The organism is Natronococcus sp. A-GB1 (assembly GCF_029688845.1).
Classification (GTDB): domain Archaea; phylum Halobacteriota; class Halobacteria; order Halobacteriales; family Natrialbaceae; genus Natronococcus.
This window is the reverse complement of record NZ_JARUKW010000016.1, coordinates 103,463-120,109: the sequence shown is the minus strand read 5'-3', so window position 1 is coordinate 120,109 and position 16,647 is coordinate 103,463. Positions and strand designations below refer to the sequence as shown.

The following is a 16,647-nucleotide window of genomic DNA, read 5'->3' as shown; positions in this document are numbered from 1 at the left end:
GTGTATTCAGCACAACTACTGAAACTTATCATCAGCCAAGGGTTTCAACAGAGCTCGCTCAGTATATACTAGGAGAATCCAACCCAACACTCAATTTTCTGTGTGATGTACTTGGAGACATGAGTCGATCCCTTCTTAATCGCCGAGCGGCCATTAGTTCCCTATCCGTTGTGTTAGTGGGTGCTTCCGGGTGTCTTGACAGTCCGGCTGGTACAAATGATGAGGGGACTGAAGATGAAAATCCAAACTTGACGAACGAAAGAAACGAAAACGATGAATCAAGTTTCCTAATCGGGATGCCGGTTAGCGACGAAGAGAAAGAACCTGTTCTGAGTATCGAGGATGATGCTCCAGATTTTACGGTTCTTCATCACGTCTCCCAAGAAGTAATCGAAACAGAGGGAACGGTCTCAAGAGGAATTGATGAAGAGGAAGTAGATCAATTCGATGAACTCACTACCGATGTTGAATACTACGAAGATGCCTCTCAACCAGGCTACTACATGGAATTTGAAGACGAAGTGATCTCACTCCATACTGAAACAGAGGTAGAAGCAACGGGCTGAGCGACGCTTTCTCTCCGGTTAATCTATCTCAGAACACTACTGCATTTACTGATTACGACGCCAAAGATGAACACCTCAACAGTAGCTCGTTCAGTGAACAGCAACTCACCCCAACCGGCAATCGGAATAAGGTTCTTATGCTGGAATCACCTTAGCTAGGATAGACTCTACTGGAGGCCCCCATGATGACGTTTCAGGAACGACTTCGTTCAATAGAAGAGCAGTACGACGTAAGCGAGAGCGAACATTCCCGGGAGCTCGGACGCACTGTCGCGCACCTTCAGGACTAACGCTGTCATTCTGCCTCTTCAAGGAACGAGACGAACTCTGCCTTTCCAATCCCATCAGCACTGATGAGTTCATTGTGTCCAGCGCGGGTGAATTTGAGAACGATTTCGATACCGTTCTTCCGCGGAACAATGTCACAGCCCCACTCAGCGAGTAACTATCGGCAGGAGGTGTTTTAGGCACGAGACCCCACAGTTTCCTACCCTCAGAGACCAATCGTTGAGTGCGATATTCGGTTCTGCACTCACAACGAGGGGGGTGTGATATCAGAATCTGCACTCACAACGAGGGGGGTGTGATATCAGAATCTGCACTCACAACGAGGGGGGTGTGATATCAGAATCTGCACTCACAACGAGGGGGGGTGCTTGGCCTTCGTTTCAGCAGCCACATGGAAATTACTACCCGTATGAGGTGCCTTTAATGGGCTCTCTCTTTTGGATCTCCGAATGGATGCGGTCGAATTCCTCTTCGTTTTCTGTTGTTATGAACTCGAATCTCTCTTCTGGTGTTTCGATTCTCAGGACGTGTGCCTCACCGACCTCCATTTTGTAGAACATCAGCGCAGTTGGGTATGCCAGAACCGTCGAGAAGTACGTCCCTATAGTAACGACGTCGAGCAGTGGTGCGCCTGATACGATTAATTGGACTGAGAGTGCGGTCAATAGTAAGGCGATGAAGAGAAACAGATGGCCAAGCAAAGAGAATCCTGTGAGTGACTGATCAGTGAATCTCCGTGTCTCTGTAACGTCCTCGCGTGAGATCTCTATTGGTGTAGGTGAGTCGATTGCATATCGAATCGCCTCCTCTGTACAGATGAGTTGCTTTTCTGCTTCACTCAGAATGAGATCCCCCTCTTGTGCCTGGGTCTCAATGTGGAGCTCTTTTGGCCCTTCTGACGTGGTCTGTCGCTGTGTCATGGTGAGTTGAGTTTTCAAAAAAGCTACTTACTCTTTGTGGGCTCCAGCTTGCCCGTTATCACCTGTTACGTCCTGAATTTGGATGTCCTCGCGTGTGATCCTGATTTTGTACCCACAGTACCAGAACTCGATTCGTTCGATCGAGTTACTGGTTGCCAATTCATCTACTGCTTCAACGCTGATCGTGTCTTCCAGAGGTGGGAGATCTGTGATATCGCAGTCTTCCCTCTCGGCTATCTGATCAAGGATCACTAGAGAGGCATCATATTCCTCACCGGCCGACCGGGACTGAGAGTCGTCGGTCTCTCCCCCGGATACTGCGAAGGGATCTCCTCTCTTCCCGGACCACTCCCACTCGTCGGATGACTTTTCCCCGAGTTCCTCGAACGGGTCGTCGCTGGGGTCGTGGTCTTTAGTCATCGTTTGCGAGTTGCGTAACCGTCACTATGTAGCGCGCTCCACAGTCGCAATCGGTGATGACTCTCCCCGAGTCGTTCTTGATCATCTGTTCGCAGTCTTCGCATTCGATGTTGAGTCTCATGGCTGGTAGTCTGATGATCCCCGGGAAGCAACCAGTCCAGTCACTCGTCGCCAGACCTATATTGAGTCAGACGCAATCCTGATTTGCTCCCTTAGGGAGCCGCACGAGAGGGAGTGAAGCTTCCAGGCAACCGCTCCCTCTCTACGCGCTTTCGCGCGCGGTTAATGCTGTGTTCTTGGCAGTATTTATAGTTCGGATTTTTAATCAGTGAGTTTCGCCGATTGATTAGTGGCGATATCAATTCTCACAGCATGTCGGATACGATGGCGTTCGATGGCGGAGAACTCAGCTTCACGTTTGTTGATCGCCTTCTCAACTGCTTCATCGGGCTCGATATCCATGTGTCGGGTGCATGCAATCGCATCTAGTCCGGTCGATAGTAGGTAATCGTCCATAGATTGAGATTCGTTCCAAATAACATGAAAGATTGGATTTTGAGGGAGTTCTGGAGTGTTATGCGGCCAGAAATGCCACTATTAGGTATCTTTGAAGCGTAGTGTTCTAGATGTGTGATGGAGTATCCGTGTTGGACATGAAATGATTGGCTGTAGATCCATAGGTTGCGAGTCGTGATTATCGATGTTCGTCGCAAAACATGTTAGGCTGGAAGTCGAACTCTCGATTATGCCTCAGGACAATTCCTCATCTGCGACGCACCTCGGCGGTGAAGACGCGTCAGGACAGATGGTGAAACATGGCGTGGATCCTGACCGTCTTGCTAACCTGCGGGCGATCCTGATCGAGCCGAAAGTTCGCCTCCTACAGCAGATCCTTGCAAGCCCGACGGGGGCACTGAGCGCTGTTGAGTTAGCGGCGCGCAACGAGATTACCGAGAGTACGATTCGTGACCACTTGCGCAATCTCCAGAGTCGGGACCCGGAGATTGTGACGGCTCTTGAGGCTGATGCCTCACCCGTCCCGAACGGGATCCCGAGGAAATACTACGCGGTTACTGAGTACGGAATCGACCTGCTGCAACAGGTAAATCTCTATGATCAGATTGGTGTTCTCTATGAAGTGTATGAAGCCGCCGAGTTGGAGCTTCCTGACAGCGATGAGCGCTCAGTCACGATCACAGATGTAGAGGAGTACGAACATCGCCCGTTGCCCGGCTGGCTCTGACATCCACGAGATCTTAGTTTCATTGAAACCTTCTATCAGTGATATATTCCGGTGGCCGTGATGCATTCATCGCACGGGTCTTGCATAGAGAGTCGGATAGAGTGAGATGAACGAATATGTCAAAAATCACGATTCAGCAACTCAAAGTAACACTGTTAGTCACTAGGGTAAACGCAATCCTCGATTTACACGTGACGACGACACGAAAACACGATAGCCAGATCGTTCCATCATTGATCAAACGCAACCCCGAAGCTATCGACATCCTGCTCGGGGACAAAGGCTACGACAACCAGAAAATCAGACGGCTTGCCCGTCAACACGAGATTCGCTCACTAATCAAGCATCGTGAGTTCACATCACTTCACAAGACATGGAATGCACGCTTGGACGCTGACCTCTACTGCCAACGGAGTCAATCAGAGACAGTTAAATTAGCAAAATCGACAGATGGCGCATGACTCTTATTTGGAATCTGCGCACCCCCATCTACACACCAGAGCAGATTCCCAAAACACTAATTCGGCAAAACCCGGACATAGAGAACCTGTGGAGGTATTTTGGAGCGGAACTGAGGGGTATTACGTGTCTAACGTATTCGTCGCTGAAGCGAAATGGGTTAACCAAGACGTTATACCGTCAGTGTGCGAAGGGGTTGAAGGTGAGGAGGGACCGGTGTTGATGCGGTCTCTTGACGAGTTCTTTTCTGCTTCTCGGCGGCGTGAATCTTGTCAACGACTGTTCCTACATATCGAACACGTCGCGCCGCAGCTCTCGCTTTTGCGATTCGGTACGAATATCGTAGTGCTTAGCCATCGTCGAGCTCGACACATCGAACCGTTGGGCAAGCAAATCAGGGTTATGTCCATCATCTAACCACGCGGAAATAGATGAACGCCGTATATCATGTGGACTCACAGATCGGTCACACTTCGATGAACGGGCGCAATCACACCCACCGTCAATCCCCCCGCAATCAGTCAGGGAGTACACGGTACGCCGAATCGATGTCCTCGAATACCTCCCGTGATGGGACGACAACAGCGGTTCACGCCCGTAATTGTCGAGTGAATCGATACGGCGATTGGATACATAGTCTTCAATGAGTTGCGCGACCCACCCGTGTAGGTTAATTTCCCGCTCGGATCCGAGCCCGTTCTTTAGAGGAGTCTCGTACTCGGGGCGATTGTGAAGCTCGATGTACCTCTCTCGCGGGTAGACGTCACCGACGTCGAGTGAGCGGAGTGCACCGATCCGAAGTCCCGCGGTCCATATCAAGGCGAGCAGGACGTGTGTCCGCGACGCGTACGCGTATTCATCGAGTGTTTCAAGCAGGTTGGTGACCCGGTCCGGGTCTATCGATCGGTCCCGTGCTGTCCCATCTCTCTTCGGAAGGACGATCGATTCCGGTGTTTCCTCGTCGATCCACCCCATTCGGTGGGCGAACCGGAGGTGAAGTCGAAGGACTGAGAGTTGGTTATACATCGTGTTTGAGTTCAAGTCGTTCGACCGTGCTCTCCGGAACTGCATAACGTCGATCGGGGTAATGGATTCGATCGATTCGAGCCCCTCCTGTTCGCACCACTCACGGAATTGTTTGAGTTGGTACCGGTGGTTCTGGATGCTTGATGCACTGAGTTCGCTTTCTCGCGCCGTCAGGTATGCTGTGACGGATTCTTCGATTGATGGCATGATTGGTCCGCCCGCGGCGAGGGGAGCGGTCACGACCGCCGTGCGGGTTGAGCTCGGTCCCACTACCATATACCTCCGTGAAGGAAGTCGGCAGTGAGACGTGCAGCGAGCGACCGAAGGGAGTGAGCGAACGTCGATCTATAGAAGAATGACACGCGCAGCGCAGCGAGCATGTCATTCTTCTTAGCAGTTCAAATCTGCCCCAACCCATTTCTGCCGAAACAAACTGACGAGCGAAGCAAGTCATCGTTCCGTCAGAGATCGTTACGGCAATCTCGAACTGGACCGATACTCTGTGAGCAACGCGAGCAGGTTCTCGAGCATCGTTCAACTCTGCCCAAGCCCTTCGGCGACCTGACGACGATGATCGAGGCGTGGCGCGCTGGTTCCACGGGAACGCGAGGGACGAAGTCGTAGGTCGAGCGGGGAGTCCGTCGCACCAGGATCGGTGTCAAGGGGTCGGTGTCGGACACCCGATCGGCCGCTGTGCGCGAGAATGCAGGCCGGTTCGAGTGGACGTCTCGTCAGAACGGGAACGACCGGTCGCCGGTAGTAGTTGTAAATTCAAATACGAGGGCGAAAAACTGACTGTTCGTAACTGTTTAGACGGAGTGGAGAGATCGTACTACGTAGTGGCCTACGAACATCTCGATACGGAGCTAGTAAACGAACTGCTCGAGGACGGACGTGCCAGCCTTCGGAGCCTCGCCGAGGAGCTCGACGTTTCCGTCACGACCGTCTCGAACCACCTCTCGGATCTCGAATCGGAGGGTATCATCCAGGGGTACACACCGGTCGTTAACTACGACGCCGCGGGATACGACGTTACCGCCGTCATGCAGTTCAAGGTGGAAGGAAGCGCCCTGTCGGAGATCACCGCCACGCTCCGGGACCACGCTCAGATCGTCTCCGTCTACGAGGTCACCGGCGACTACGATATCATCGCGATCGGGAAGTTCGAGGATACGGACGATATGAACGACCAGATCAAGGCCCTGATCACCGATCCCGACCTTACCCGATCGAACACCAGTATCGTCCTCGAGACCATCTCCGAAAACGAGCAGTTCCGACTCGGGGCCAACGCCGACGACTGATCGGCCCCGCTGCGGCAGTATCCTTCGCTCGAGGACCGAAGCGTCCGGCATCCCGAGAGACCGATTCCGAGGCCGCAGTGGAACGGCTTCTCCCTCGTCGCTCCAGCTCGGAGACCGATCCGACACGGTGTCGACGCCGAGTCTTCGTGACAGGATTCAAATAGATGTCCACAGCAGCCACGAGACGGGAAGCGTTCGGCCGCAAAACGGCTGTACGATCGGATTCGAATCGTCTCGGTCGCCGTTACAACGAGAGATGTAACACAGCCGTACATTCTCCATCGACAGTGCTAACAAATTTGGAGCCGCCCCTATGGAACTGGGCCGTCTCGTTCGAATCGAACATATGACCTCGATCGTCAATCTCGAAATCTCGAGCGGGGGGACCGGACTGGCGGAACTGTTCGAATCCGTGCCGTCGCTCACGTGCGAAGCGGAGGCCGGGGTCGTCTCGAGTGGGTACGACCTGTGGCTCTCCGGTGCACCGAAAGCGGAGATCGAGACGGGCCTGGCGGAAGCCTCGGCGATCGAGGAGTACGCGCTGGTCAGCGGGGACGACGAACAGTGGCTGTACAACGTCGAGTTCGCGCCGAAAACGATCGATCTCTTCGAGCTGGTGCTCGAGGAGGGTGGAACCATCCTCGACGCCTCGGCCACGGGGCGCTCCTGGGTTCTCGATATCCGAGTGCAAGAGCGAAGCGACGCGAGCTCGATTCACACCCGGCTCGAGGAACACGACCTCGAGCCGACGGTGATCCGCCTCTACGATACGAACGGCGAAACCGGTTCGCAGTCCGACCTCACGCAGAACCAGTACGAAACGCTCGTCGCAGCTATCAACCACGGCTACTTCGAGATCCCGCGGGACGTTTCGATGCAGGAACTGTCCGAGGAGCTCGACGTCTCCCACCAGGCCCTCTCCGAGCGGCTTCGTCGCGCGTACCGGTCGCTGGTCGCGTCGGAGCTCGACGTCTCGGCCGAGGAGGCGGAACCGACGCCCTCCTCAGGGCTCTCCGACTAACCGTCGTTCGGGCTCCGAGGAACGGGAGCCAGCGAAGAGAACATACTCCTGAACACCAACGACGCGTGTTGCATCGTCCGTGCCGAGCTCCGAACGCGCAGAACGGATTTGCTTACGGGGCCGCTAGCGTCGGTAATGGACGAGTCCGGATCGGTACGCTCGAGTTCCCAGATCCACGGCCCCGCGGACGGCGGTTTCACAGGATCAGGGCAACTTCAGGACGCACTTCAACTTTCCCGGCCGAGCGGTTCCCGGTCACGACGATCACGGTCACGGGCCGCTGGCGACCGTCGTCGAGTCGTTCATGGAGCCAGGAACGGTGATCCGAATGCTCGGACATCGCAACGAGGAGACCATCTCGTGGGTTCCCGACGGCGTGATACGCCACGACGGCCAGCAGGGAAACGAGCTGATCACGGATCCGGACCACCTGCTGGTAATGAACGCCGGCAGCGGTTTCTGGCACGCCGAGGAAACCGCTGCCGACGATCCGCCGCTGCGGATGCTCCAGATATTCGTCCGACCCCACAGCCTCGAGCTCGAGCCGGGCATCCAGCACGAGCGGATCCCCGACGCGGTTCGAAACGAGTGGCGTCACCTGTTCGGTCCCGAAGGCGGCGAAGCCCCGCTTTCGTCCGCAACGACGTCCACTGCTACGACTGCCGTCTCGACGCCAGGGCGGCCGTTACGCTCCCATCTCGGCCGGGTGGGCACCTACCTGTACGTGTTCGAGGGTGAGGTCACGGTGGACGGCGTGCCGGTCGAGTACACGGAGAGCTCGCTCGTGACCGGAGAGACCGACGCGTCCGTCGCCGCAGTCGAAGAATCGACGGTGATCGCGTTTCGTCTCGATCCCGACGCCCCGGTCACCCGCAGCGGAACGATCGGCCGCTGAGATCGAGCCGCTGACACCGGGAGAGCCACCTCTTCGCCGGAAAACGCGACCGTTCGGACGAATCTCACTCCTCGCAACCGCTCCGGGGTGAGTCCGCACGGCACGGTAGCGGAACGGTCGACCGTCGCCGAAACCACCTCCGGCCGAGCGATTTCGCTGCAGATTTTGGTAGTCTATACGACAGGAGTCTCCGCTCGAGAGGCAATACAGTTCCGGAGCGTGGTCGATACTGATAGTTGTTACCACGATATTCGATCTCTATATAACAGTCAGCAAAATAGAAGTTAGGATAGTCGGAAACGCCTGCTGTACTTACATCATTTCGAAGACCGAAACTCGAGTTGGGGTGCGAGTAATCGTTCGCTCTCGCAAACGACGCCGCCTGCTTGCGATTTACTGATTGCAGTGCCGACGGCTCGAGTCGAATTGAAACAGTGTTGCGATCAGTTGTGGTTCCGAGAGATGTCTGGAACGGGTGGAAGTTTGGTAAAGTTCGGGGAAGCGTACAGAACGGCTGAGTCCGTTTATACTCCCTCCCTGATGAGGAGCAGTCGATGTCACGGAAGCCGCAGATGACACGTCGAAGTGTACTGACAACTACTGGGGCCGTCTCGCTGCTCGGACTCGCTGGGGTCGCGTCCGGAAGCGCACCGTCCGATGGGGTACCGATTCCGGACGACGCAGGCGAGCGCACGTATCCGACGATCGGGACGAACAGCGATGCGCCGACCGCAACCTTCTACGGGAACTTCAAGTGTCCGTCGAGCCAGGACTTCGTCTCCGGAAACCTCCAGGAGATCATCTCCGAGTTCGTCACTGAGGGACTGCTCAACGTCGAGTTCTGCAACCTCGCGTACGAGCCGGGCGACACCTCACAAGCGTTCATCTCGGGCACCGATTCGCGGCTCGCGGCCGTCGGACTGGCCGTCTGGGACGAGGACCCGAACAGCTACTGGCAGTACGTGACCGAGACCTACACCGACATGCCGTCGGGGTACATCAGCTACGACGAGCTCGAGAACCGAGCGCGCGCCGCTGATGTATCGAACGTCGACGCCGTTATCGAGCGCGCGGAAGCTGGCGAGTACGACGCGGACGTCGAGGAGGTCGCTACCCTGGCCAGCAACGACGGGATCACCTACACGCCACAGCTCGAGCTGGCCGGTGACACGACCGCGCCACACCACGGCACTCAGGCAATCATCGACTGGCTCGACAGCCGTCTCGACGACGCGCCCGAGGGAGAGAAATCGGAGGAGAAACTCGAGGACGACTCCGAATCGGACGACGACTCCGACGTGGACGACGACTCCGAATCGGACGACGGCGACGAGGACGCCGAGGAACCACAGGAGGAGTCCGAGGTTGAGGACGCCGAGGACGAGGAAGCTGCCGAGTCTGACGAGACCGAGGAGTCTCAGGAAGGCGACGACGACTCCGACGACTACGCTGACGACGACTCCGACGACTACGCTGACGACGACTCCGACGACTACGCTGACGACGACTCCGACGACTACGCCGACGACGACTCCGACGACTACGCCGACGACGACTCCGACGACTACGCCGACGACGACTCAGACGACTACGCCGACGACGACTCCGACGACTACGCTGATGACGACACTAGCGGCGGGAGCTCGGACGGCAGCATCGGCGCCGGCGAGGACTACGACCTCAGCGACGACCGCACCGTCGACGACCTTCCGGTCGACTGCTAACCTGCGATCCGTCGAGACGAGTTGCCGTCCGTCACCCGGATTCGACTGACGAACGCCGTGCTGTCGCCCGCGGTATCGATCGCGACCGTTATCTCGTTCTTCGAACGGCCTCGAGCTGGACGCTGCCGTACCGTTGCGTAGCTGCAGGACGGCATCGACCGCCTCGAAACCGACGACGGGAGCTGTATCAGTCGGCCGGCAGCCGATCGGCCTCGAGGGCGTTCGTAACGTGCTCGAGTAGCGACTCGAGTGTGCCGCGCTCGAGTTCCCACCAGTCTGTCGACCGCTGGTAGCTGGCGAGCGTCGTCTGGATCGCCTCGAGCTGGGGGTCGGTGAACCGAACCGCTCCGCCGTCGATCGCTTCGAACGCCTGAAACAGCTCGAGGGGAGGCGAGTCGACGTCGGTCGGGTCGGTGGCGGTTTCTTCCTGTTCGATTCGGTGGAGCAACACGTGATGAAGCGTCCAGTGCTCGTCGTGTGACAGCGAGAGGGTGGTCGATCGGGGCGGTCGGGACCTGGATGGCATATCGGTGTGTACGCGAGGCTATGGCTCCACCCATCATAAGCCTTGCTAGCAGTTCGCATGCAGAGAACGAAAGTTCGGCGTGAGGAGTCGGTGAAGATGGGACAGCGAGAACGAAGGTCGTCAGAGCGACTCGAACCGATCGACCACAAGCTCGACTGTGTAGCCGAACGTTACAGCGATGCCGTAACAACCCGCCAGGAACGGAATCCAGTAGACCCAGAGGTCGAACCGCGGCGCGAGGAGATTGCCGATCGCCGATCCGACCGTATAGATTAGATATCCCGGCAGCGCCAGCGGCGACAGCAGGGACGTTCTGAGCCAGCCCAGCGCCAGTGGGACGACCAGCAAGAGAAACGTTGCGACCGTGACGGGGGCGGTCAGCGCCCGTCGAAGCGACGGCGCCATTACCGACCCTCCTCGAGCAGTCCGTGTCGATCGAGCACCGCTGCGGTCGCGATTCGCGTCATCTCGTTTCTGGTCTCGCGATCGAGGAGGAAACTGGTCGTCTCGAAGAGGTACGATGCGGTATCGAGTTCCCGAGCGGTCTCGTGGAACAGTAGCGGTCCGGCGAGGTGACTCTCGTGGGCGACGAACCGGTGCATCGGAAGATACCACGGGACGGCCTCGTCGTTGAGTGTCGCCGCGATCGACGCTCCGTCCGCACCCGGCGAGTAGAACAGCGCCTGACCGACGTATTGCTGGTGGACGCCGTAGAGGCCGAGCGATCGGTGGAGATCCAGTACGACGTCGGGATCGTGACGTTCGATCGCATCCCAGATGCCGGCTGCGAGGTCGCTCGTCGGTCCCTCCTCGGCCGGAAACTGACGGTTCAGGTCACCGTCGACACCCTCCCGTTCGTCGTTTTCGACCGCGACGCGGTCGGTTTCGGGAACGACGACGAGCGTTCCCGCGTCGGGAGCCCAGTCGACTACCTCATGTGCGATGTCGATCCCGTTGTACTCGTCACCGTGAACACCGCCGAAGATCATCGCCGTCGGGCCGTCCCTCGGCGCGTCGATCTCGTACAGCGTCGTCTCGTGAACCGTTTCGGGCAGCAGCGTCTCGGTGTTCGTCTCGAGCCCGCTCTCGTCGCTCGAGTCGCGGGCTTTCGCTACCAGCTCCGTGCTGTCGGTCGGTCGGCTCACCGCGCCGGCGACGGCCGTTCCGACGAACGCTCCGCAGGCGGCCAGGGTTCGACGTCGCCTCATTCGGCTAATCGAAGTGGATCCACCCTAAAGCACCTTCCCATCTTCGAATTCAGCGGTAGAACGATGGTAGCCGTTACCGCACTTTTCGTCTAGTCACAGCGGCACCTCGGCGGTTAGTCCCGTCGAGCGTCGAGCGGCGGGAGCGTAAACGAAAACGTCGCACCCGAACTCGAGCCGGAGTCAACCCAGATCCGTCCGTCGTGGCGTTCGACGATCCGTTTGCAGAGAGCGAGCCCGATTCCGCTTCCCGCGTGTTCCTTGTGGCTGTGTAGCCGCTGGAACAGCTCGAAGATCCGGTCCTGATCCTCGGGCTCGATCCCGACGCCGTCGTCGGAGACGTCGATCCGCCACTTCCTCCCCTGTCGCCGTGCGGTGACCCGTATCCGAGGGGGCTCGTCGCCGCTGTACTCGATCGCGTTGTTCAGCAGGTTCTGGAACACCTGTCGGAGCTGATCGTCGTCGCCCAGCACGGTCGGGAGCGGTTCGGCTTCGATCTCGGCGTCGTGCTCGCCGATTTTCATCCTGAGATCCGCGAGCGCCTCGTTGAGGACGGCCTCGAGATCCGTCGGCTCGAGCGGACTGCCGCGGGTGTCGACCCGGGAGTACTCGAGCAGTCCCTCGATCATATCCCGCATCCGGTTGGCGCCGTCGATAGCGTAGCTGAGAAACTCCTGGCCCTCCTCGTCGAGTTCGTCCTCGTAGCGCTGGTCGATGAGCTGGAGGTAGCTCGAGACCATCCGCAACGGCTCCTGGAGGTCGTGGCTGGCGGCGTAGGCGAACTGCTCGAGCGATCGGTTCGACTCCTCGAGCTTCGAGATGTAGTGCATCAGCTCCTGAGACTGGCTACGTCGGACGAGCAGCGTGTTCAGTCGCCGAAAGAGCAACGTTCGGTCGATCGGTGCCTCGACGATGTCGTCGACGAGCAGCGGTGGGTCGCGTTCGTCAGGGTTCGGTAGCGGAACCCTGTGGTGGTCGTCGTCGCGGCGGACGAGGACGACGGGACAGAAGACCGGGTCGCTCTCGTCGACGTGCTCGCGGAGCGCGCCGTGGTAGTCGTGAAACGAGTAGTCGTCGACGAGATAGAGGTCGGCCTCGACGAGCGACGAGTCGGTCTCGACCTCGTAGTCGTCGGTGAGCAGTTCCCGAACCGCAGCGCGATTCCCCTCCTCGTTGATGAGCAGTTGGATCGTGTTCCGCTGGTCGTTCCTACTCATACGCGGACTCGGGGTCTCGTCGTACTGCGGTGTAGTGTGATCATTCGTTCTGTGCAGGATCGACCGTTCGTCCCATTGGTGAGCCCTGCAAGATACCGTGAAGGCCGGTTAGCGGCTCGCCGACGTGGATACCGTCGCCGGTAATTTCGAACTCCCGAAGCGTCTTCTCGAAGCTGCCGGTGCGTTTCTTGAGCACGCCGATGACTTTCCGCAGGCTTCCGTCCATCTCGACGTAGCTGACGAACGCGATGTTGTCCGCGATGTAGCTGAGCTGATTGTCGGTCGCCTCCGTGATGCCGGTGATCTCGGAGATCTCGTTCGTGATCAACACTGTAACGCCCTTGTTCTTCAGATAGCGTGCCAGTGCGTGGAGCTCCCGAACGAGTTCGGACTCCCGTCCCTGGATCGAGATCGTGTAGCCGTCGATCCCGTCGATCATCACGATGTCGGTGCCCTCCGCTTCGACCTGCTCGATGACCATATGGGCGAACTCCTCGCTCGAGAGCGCGAGCGGTTCGACCTCGTTTACCGAGAGCGTCCCCTCCTCACGCAGTTCCGTAATGGGTGTGCCGATCGATTCCGAGCGATGGGTGAACGTCTCCATATTCTCTTCGAACAGGTAGATCGAGGAGTTGAGCCCGTCCTTGGCCGCCTGCGCTAGCAACTGCGTTCCCGTCGAGGTCTTGCCGGCACCCGTCGGTCCGCTGATGAACGTGACGGTGCGCTGGTCGAACCCGCCGCCGAGCAGCTCGTCGAGTTCGTCGATCCCCGAGTGGATCCGTTTGGGCTCGAGCGTGTGGTGGTGTGATTCGGGGATAATCCGCGGGAAGATCTCGAGTCCGTTCTCTCGGATCGCCATCCCGTGATCGCCGCCCATCTGTCCGAGCGCGCGGTGTTTCGTCGCCTCGACTCGCCGTCCCTCCTTGTCGCGGGTGAGCTTGATGATTCCGTCGCTGAGCGAGCGCAACTCGGTGTCGTACTCCGGTTTGGAGTTGAGCGTCGCCGTGACGAGGACGGTTATCTCGTGTTGCTTGAGAAACCGCATAAACGAGAGGATCCGCTTGCGGAACTGGTACTCGTTGGCCTCAACGTACCTGAGCTGTGAGATCGGGTCGACGACGACGCGGGAGGGGTTGATCTCCCTGATCGCCTCGTGGATTCGCTTGGTGTAGCGATCGCGCTCGATGTCGCTCGGCTCGACTAAGTCGTACGAGTCGTCGTCGGTGAAGAAGTCCGACTCCGGACCCAGATCGAGAAATTCGGCGTCGCTGACATCGATGTTGACTGCATTGCCGTTGGCCAGAATCTCCTCTCTGGACTCCTCTCCGTGGATGAACAGCACCGTCTCGCTGTTTTGCAAACCTCGTTCCAGAAAGTGCATTCCGAGCAGCGTCTTTCCGGTACCGGGTTGGCCGTGGACGAGATACATCCGTCCCTTCGCGAGCCCTCCGTGAAGGATCTCGTCCAAGCCGTTGATCCCGCTGTTCATCAGCGTAATATCGGATGCCACAGCCAAACCAAACGAAATTGAGAGGTATTAATCAATTGATTCCCAGTGGGGTGGTCTGTATGAATGTCTCCGGAATCGACGTAATCCCGAACGACACCGGGCCGGGACGTACCCGGTAACGCAGTGGCGTGCGATCGGTCGGTTCGCGCACAGTTTTGTACGCGGTGTGTGTACTCCCTGCATATGAGAGCTGCAGTGCTCGCGGAGTACGGCGAACCGCTCGAGATCGAGACTGTCGACTACCCGGAGCCCGAACCCGATCAGGTCGTCGTCGAGACCAAAGCCTGCGGGGTCTGCCGGAGCGACTGGCACGCCTGGCAGGGCGACTGGGGATGGGTCGGCGCACAGGCCCAGCCGGGACAGGTTCTGGGTCACGAGCCGGCCGGCGTCGTGGCGGCAGTCGGCGAAGACGTCGAGACCCTCGCGGAAGGCGACCGCATCACCGTCCCGTTCCACCTCGCCGACGGAAGCTGCCGCCACTGTCAGGCCGGACGAGCGAACGTCTGCGAGACGGTCGTTCCGCTCGGGTTTACGAGCATCGCCCCCGGCGCGTTCGCGGAGGCGTTCCCGGTCCGGAAGGCGGATTTTAACTGCGTAAAACTCCCCGATGACGTCGAGTTCGCCGAGATGGCGGGGCTCGGCTGTCGGTTCATGACCGCCTACCACGCGCTGGCCGATCGCGCCGATCTGCGGCCGGGCGATCGGGTCGCCGTCCACGGCTGTGGCGGCGTCGGACTCTCCGCGATCCACATCGCGAGTGCACTCGGTGCACACCCGATCGCCGTCGACGTTCGCGAGGACAAACTCGAGCGCGCCCGCGAGCTCGGCGCGACCGAGACGGTCAACGCCGCCGAGGCCGACAACCCCGCCAGTGAGGTGAAGGCGCTCGCCGACGGCGGCGCCGACGTCTCGATCGACGCGCTCGGAATCGCCGAGACCTGCCGCAACTCGATCGGCAGCCTGGGCAAACGCGGCCACCACGTCCAGGTCGGGCTCACCACCGGCGAGGAGGGCGGCGAGGTCTCCCTGCCAGTTGACGCGATGACCATGCAGGAGATCGACTTCTACGGCTCCTTCGGCATGCCGCTGGTTCGCTACGAGGAACTGTTCCGGCTGATCGCGGCGGGAACGCTCGATCCGAGCAAGATCATCGGCGAGCGACTCTCGCTCAAGGAGTTGCCCGAGACCCTGGCCGCGATGAACGACTACGGCACGATCGGCATTCCGGTCGTTACCGAGTTCTGACGCGGTTTGCCGTACCTGTTCACCGGAGCGACCGGATACCGCCTCACAGTCGCTTCGGCAGTGACGTACGCCGGACCGTATGAGCCCGGGGCTCGCAAGTGTGTTGGAACCGGGTGGGGGCGGGAAACCCACCCTGGCGTGAGAGACATGAGCGTACTCGAAGCGGGGGCGAGTCCACATCCGAGCGTTCCGGGTACGACCGCACGTAGTCGGCCGGTCAGCGCGTCGGCGTCCGGGCCGAGCGCGCACCCGGCGGGGGGTATCCCCGCGGACGAAGACTCGCTCGAGAGCGACATTGTTATGCGGCGGCTTGTCACGCACTAGTACGGCCGAACTCTCGACAGGGAGCGTATACCGCAGACGTAGCACCCGGCTACGGGAGCGAACGTCCGGTCGGTGGCGATCCGCCGCCAGCGGCGTGCGAACTGACGGGCGAACCGTCCCTCGGACGGGGGCTGACTCCGGTGCGGAAACGCGCTCCATCCGCCGCGTCGTCGACCGATTCGATCCGCAGTCAGCCGGGTTCGCTCCGGTCGGTGGTTTGGGATCGGAGTCGCCGGCCGATCGTTCGGTCCGACGTCAGTACCTCGTCGTTCGCGTCCACCATACCGACGGTTGTTCGGTCACTAATTCGGCTCTCGATACCCGAACGATCCCGCTCCAGTCTTGCGATTATGGCTTGTTTACTCCGAGTTTGCGCCGCTTCGCAATCGCTCGAGAGGAAGGGTGTCCAGCCGGGCCCTTTGCCCGTCGACGCCTGACAGGTAAGACGTCCATAGGGGGTCTCGAGCCATTGGTTACAAGCCGGATAACTACAACCGATCACGGCTACCTCACCGATATGATCAGCTGTGCCAACTGCGAGACGCCGCAGTTCCTGCAGATCGTCCAGAGCCGCGTCTACTTCGAGGACGGCGAGATGATCAACGAGATTTCCGAGAACTACGAGTGTACGCTCTGTGGTGGCTCCGGACAGTACGTCTACGACGAGGACCGCGACGAGGAAACCGTCTCCGGGGAGGTCAAACTCACGACCGAGCGACCGACGTTCGCCTGACCGTTCCATTCCTCCACCGGG

The 16,647-nt window shown here is 59.0% G+C and carries 16 protein-coding genes and 2 pseudogenes; 9 read left to right on the top strand and 9 right to left on the bottom strand.

Going from position 1 to position 16,647, the window contains the following annotated elements; genetic code table 11:
* Nucleotides 1–566, top strand: a 566-nt coding sequence (locus QA600_RS17870; protein WP_278293286.1) for a hypothetical protein, incomplete at its 5' end; no start/stop codon positions are given.
* Between the two features lie 689 nt (nt 567–1,255).
* Here the strand turns inward: QA600_RS17870 and QA600_RS17865 are convergent.
* From QA600_RS17865 to QA600_RS17855, 3 genes are all read right to left on the bottom strand, one after another.
* Nucleotides 1,256–1,774: a hypothetical protein gene (locus tag QA600_RS17865; protein WP_278293285.1), complete on the bottom strand. Its 519-nt coding sequence runs from the start codon at nt 1,772–1,774 to the stop codon at nt 1,256–1,258.
* A 27-nt stretch (nt 1,775–1,801) separates the two neighbouring features.
* Entirely contained in the window at nt 1,802–2,194 is a 393-nt protein-coding gene (locus QA600_RS17860; RefSeq protein ID WP_165161533.1) for a HalOD1 output domain-containing protein, read from the bottom strand.
* A gap of 321 nt (nt 2,195–2,515) precedes the next feature.
* The gene (locus tag QA600_RS17855) at nt 2,516–2,710 is read right to left on the bottom strand and encodes a hypothetical protein (protein ID WP_278293284.1); all 195 of its coding nucleotides are present in this window, start codon (nt 2,708–2,710) and stop codon (nt 2,516–2,518) included.
* Between the two features lie 184 nt (nt 2,711–2,894).
* Between QA600_RS17855 and QA600_RS17850 the strand changes: the two genes are divergently transcribed.
* Together QA600_RS17850 and QA600_RS17845 are read left to right on the top strand one after the other, a co-directional pair.
* Nucleotides 2,895–3,437, top strand: a complete 543-nt coding sequence (locus tag QA600_RS17850; RefSeq protein WP_278293283.1) for a hypothetical protein — start codon at nt 2,895–2,897, stop codon at nt 3,435–3,437.
* Between the two features lie 119 nt (nt 3,438–3,556).
* Nucleotides 3,557–3,868 (top strand): annotated as a pseudogene (locus tag QA600_RS17845) (transposase); the annotation flags it as partial.
* 313 nt (nt 3,869–4,181) lie between these two features.
* Here QA600_RS17845 and QA600_RS17840 read toward each other — a convergent pair.
* Nucleotides 4,182–5,129 (bottom strand): tyrosine-type recombinase/integrase, encoded by a 948-nt coding sequence (locus QA600_RS17840; protein WP_278293282.1) that lies wholly within the window; start codon nt 5,127–5,129, stop codon nt 4,182–4,184.
* Nucleotides 5,130–5,761: 632 nt separating this feature from the next.
* Between QA600_RS17840 and lrp the strand changes: the two genes are divergently transcribed.
* The 4 genes and pseudogenes from lrp to QA600_RS17820 all read left to right on the top strand — a co-directional run bounded on the left by lrp (nt 5,762) and on the right by QA600_RS17820 (nt 9,866).
* On the top strand, nt 5,762–6,226 hold the full coding sequence (lrp, locus tag QA600_RS17835; protein WP_278293281.1) for an HTH-type transcriptional regulator Lrp: 465 nt from the start codon (nt 5,762–5,764) through the stop codon (nt 6,224–6,226).
* 346 nt (nt 6,227–6,572) lie between these two features.
* On the top strand, nt 6,573–7,247 hold the full coding sequence (locus QA600_RS17830; protein ID WP_278293287.1) for a helix-turn-helix domain-containing protein: 675 nt from the start codon (nt 6,573–6,575) through the stop codon (nt 7,245–7,247).
* A gap of 178 nt (nt 7,248–7,425) precedes the next feature.
* A pseudogene (locus QA600_RS17825) lies at nt 7,426–8,142 on the top strand (pirin family protein); the annotation flags it as partial.
* 554 nt (nt 8,143–8,696) lie between these two features.
* Complete coding sequence (locus QA600_RS17820; protein ID WP_278293279.1) at nt 8,697–9,866, top strand: thioredoxin domain-containing protein; 1,170 nt, start codon at nt 8,697–8,699, stop codon at nt 9,864–9,866.
* Nucleotides 9,867–10,053: 187 nt separating this feature from the next.
* Here the strand turns inward: QA600_RS17820 and QA600_RS17815 are convergent, their stop codons facing one another.
* From QA600_RS17815 to QA600_RS17795, 5 genes are all read right to left on the bottom strand, one after another.
* Entirely contained in the window at nt 10,054–10,392 is a 339-nt protein-coding gene (locus QA600_RS17815; RefSeq protein ID WP_278293278.1) for a hypothetical protein, read from the bottom strand.
* A 120-nt stretch (nt 10,393–10,512) separates the two neighbouring features.
* Nucleotides 10,513–10,797: a hypothetical protein gene (locus QA600_RS17810; protein WP_278293277.1), complete on the bottom strand. Its 285-nt coding sequence runs from the start codon at nt 10,795–10,797 to the stop codon at nt 10,513–10,515.
* A complete protein-coding gene (locus QA600_RS17805; protein ID WP_278293276.1) occupies nt 10,797–11,600 on the bottom strand; it encodes a succinylglutamate desuccinylase/aspartoacylase family protein in 804 nt (267 codons plus the stop codon). The genes QA600_RS17810 and QA600_RS17805 overlap by 1 nt, the downstream gene beginning before the upstream one ends.
* A 113-nt stretch (nt 11,601–11,713) precedes the next feature.
* Complete coding sequence (locus QA600_RS17800) at nt 11,714–12,814, bottom strand: ATP-binding protein (protein ID WP_278293275.1); 1,101 nt, start codon at nt 12,812–12,814, stop codon at nt 11,714–11,716.
* Between the two features lie 40 nt (nt 12,815–12,854).
* Entirely contained in the window at nt 12,855–14,303 is a 1,449-nt protein-coding gene (locus tag QA600_RS17795) for an ATPase domain-containing protein (protein ID WP_345782038.1), read from the bottom strand.
* A gap of 204 nt (nt 14,304–14,507) precedes the next feature.
* On the opposite strand from QA600_RS17795, the gene QA600_RS17790 reads away from it, so the two are divergent.
* Both QA600_RS17790 and QA600_RS17785 read left to right on the top strand, forming a co-directional pair.
* Complete coding sequence (locus QA600_RS17790; RefSeq protein ID WP_278293273.1) at nt 14,508–15,569, top strand: zinc-dependent alcohol dehydrogenase family protein; 1,062 nt, start codon at nt 14,508–14,510, stop codon at nt 15,567–15,569.
* An 841-nt stretch (nt 15,570–16,410) separates the two neighbouring features.
* Nucleotides 16,411–16,626 carry a hypothetical protein gene (locus QA600_RS17785; protein WP_278293272.1) on the top strand — a complete coding sequence of 72 codons (216 nt, stop codon included), beginning with the start codon at nt 16,411–16,413 and terminating at the stop codon, nt 16,624–16,626.
* Nucleotides 16,627–16,647 lie beyond the last annotated feature (21 nt).

Coding starts and splice junctions, on each gene's coding strand:
- QA600_RS17855 (WP_278293284.1), bottom strand. CDS start 2,710: ATGGACGATTACCTACTATCGACCGGACTAGATGCGATTGCATGCACC.
- QA600_RS17785 (WP_278293272.1), top strand. CDS start 16,411: ATGATCAGCTGTGCCAACTGCGAGACGCCGCAGTTCCTGCAGATCGTC.
- QA600_RS17790 (WP_278293273.1), top strand. CDS start 14,508: ATGAGAGCTGCAGTGCTCGCGGAGTACGGCGAACCGCTCGAGATCGAG.
- QA600_RS17830 (WP_278293287.1), top strand. CDS start 6,573: ATGACCTCGATCGTCAATCTCGAAATCTCGAGCGGGGGGACCGGACTG.
- QA600_RS17860 (WP_165161533.1), bottom strand. CDS start 2,194: ATGACTAAAGACCACGACCCCAGCGACGACCCGTTCGAGGAACTCGGG.
- QA600_RS17795 (WP_345782038.1), bottom strand. CDS start 14,303: ATGAACAGCGGGATCAACGGCTTGGACGAGATCCTTCACGGAGGGCTC.
- QA600_RS17840 (WP_278293282.1), bottom strand. CDS start 5,129: ATGCCATCAATCGAAGAATCCGTCACAGCATACCTGACGGCGCGAGAA.
- QA600_RS17810 (WP_278293277.1), bottom strand. CDS start 10,797: ATGGCGCCGTCGCTTCGACGGGCGCTGACCGCCCCCGTCACGGTCGCA.
- QA600_RS17850 (WP_278293283.1), top strand. CDS start 2,895: ATGTTCGTCGCAAAACATGTTAGGCTGGAAGTCGAACTCTCGATTATG.
- QA600_RS17800 (WP_278293275.1), bottom strand. CDS start 12,814: ATGAGTAGGAACGACCAGCGGAACACGATCCAACTGCTCATCAACGAG.
- QA600_RS17820 (WP_278293279.1), top strand. CDS start 8,697: ATGTCACGGAAGCCGCAGATGACACGTCGAAGTGTACTGACAACTACT.
- QA600_RS17865 (WP_278293285.1), bottom strand. CDS start 1,774: ATGACACAGCGACAGACCACGTCAGAAGGGCCAAAAGAGCTCCACATT.
- QA600_RS17815 (WP_278293278.1), bottom strand. CDS start 10,392: ATGCCATCCAGGTCCCGACCGCCCCGATCGACCACCCTCTCGCTGTCA.
- QA600_RS17805 (WP_278293276.1), bottom strand. CDS start 11,600: ATGAGGCGACGTCGAACCCTGGCCGCCTGCGGAGCGTTCGTCGGAACG.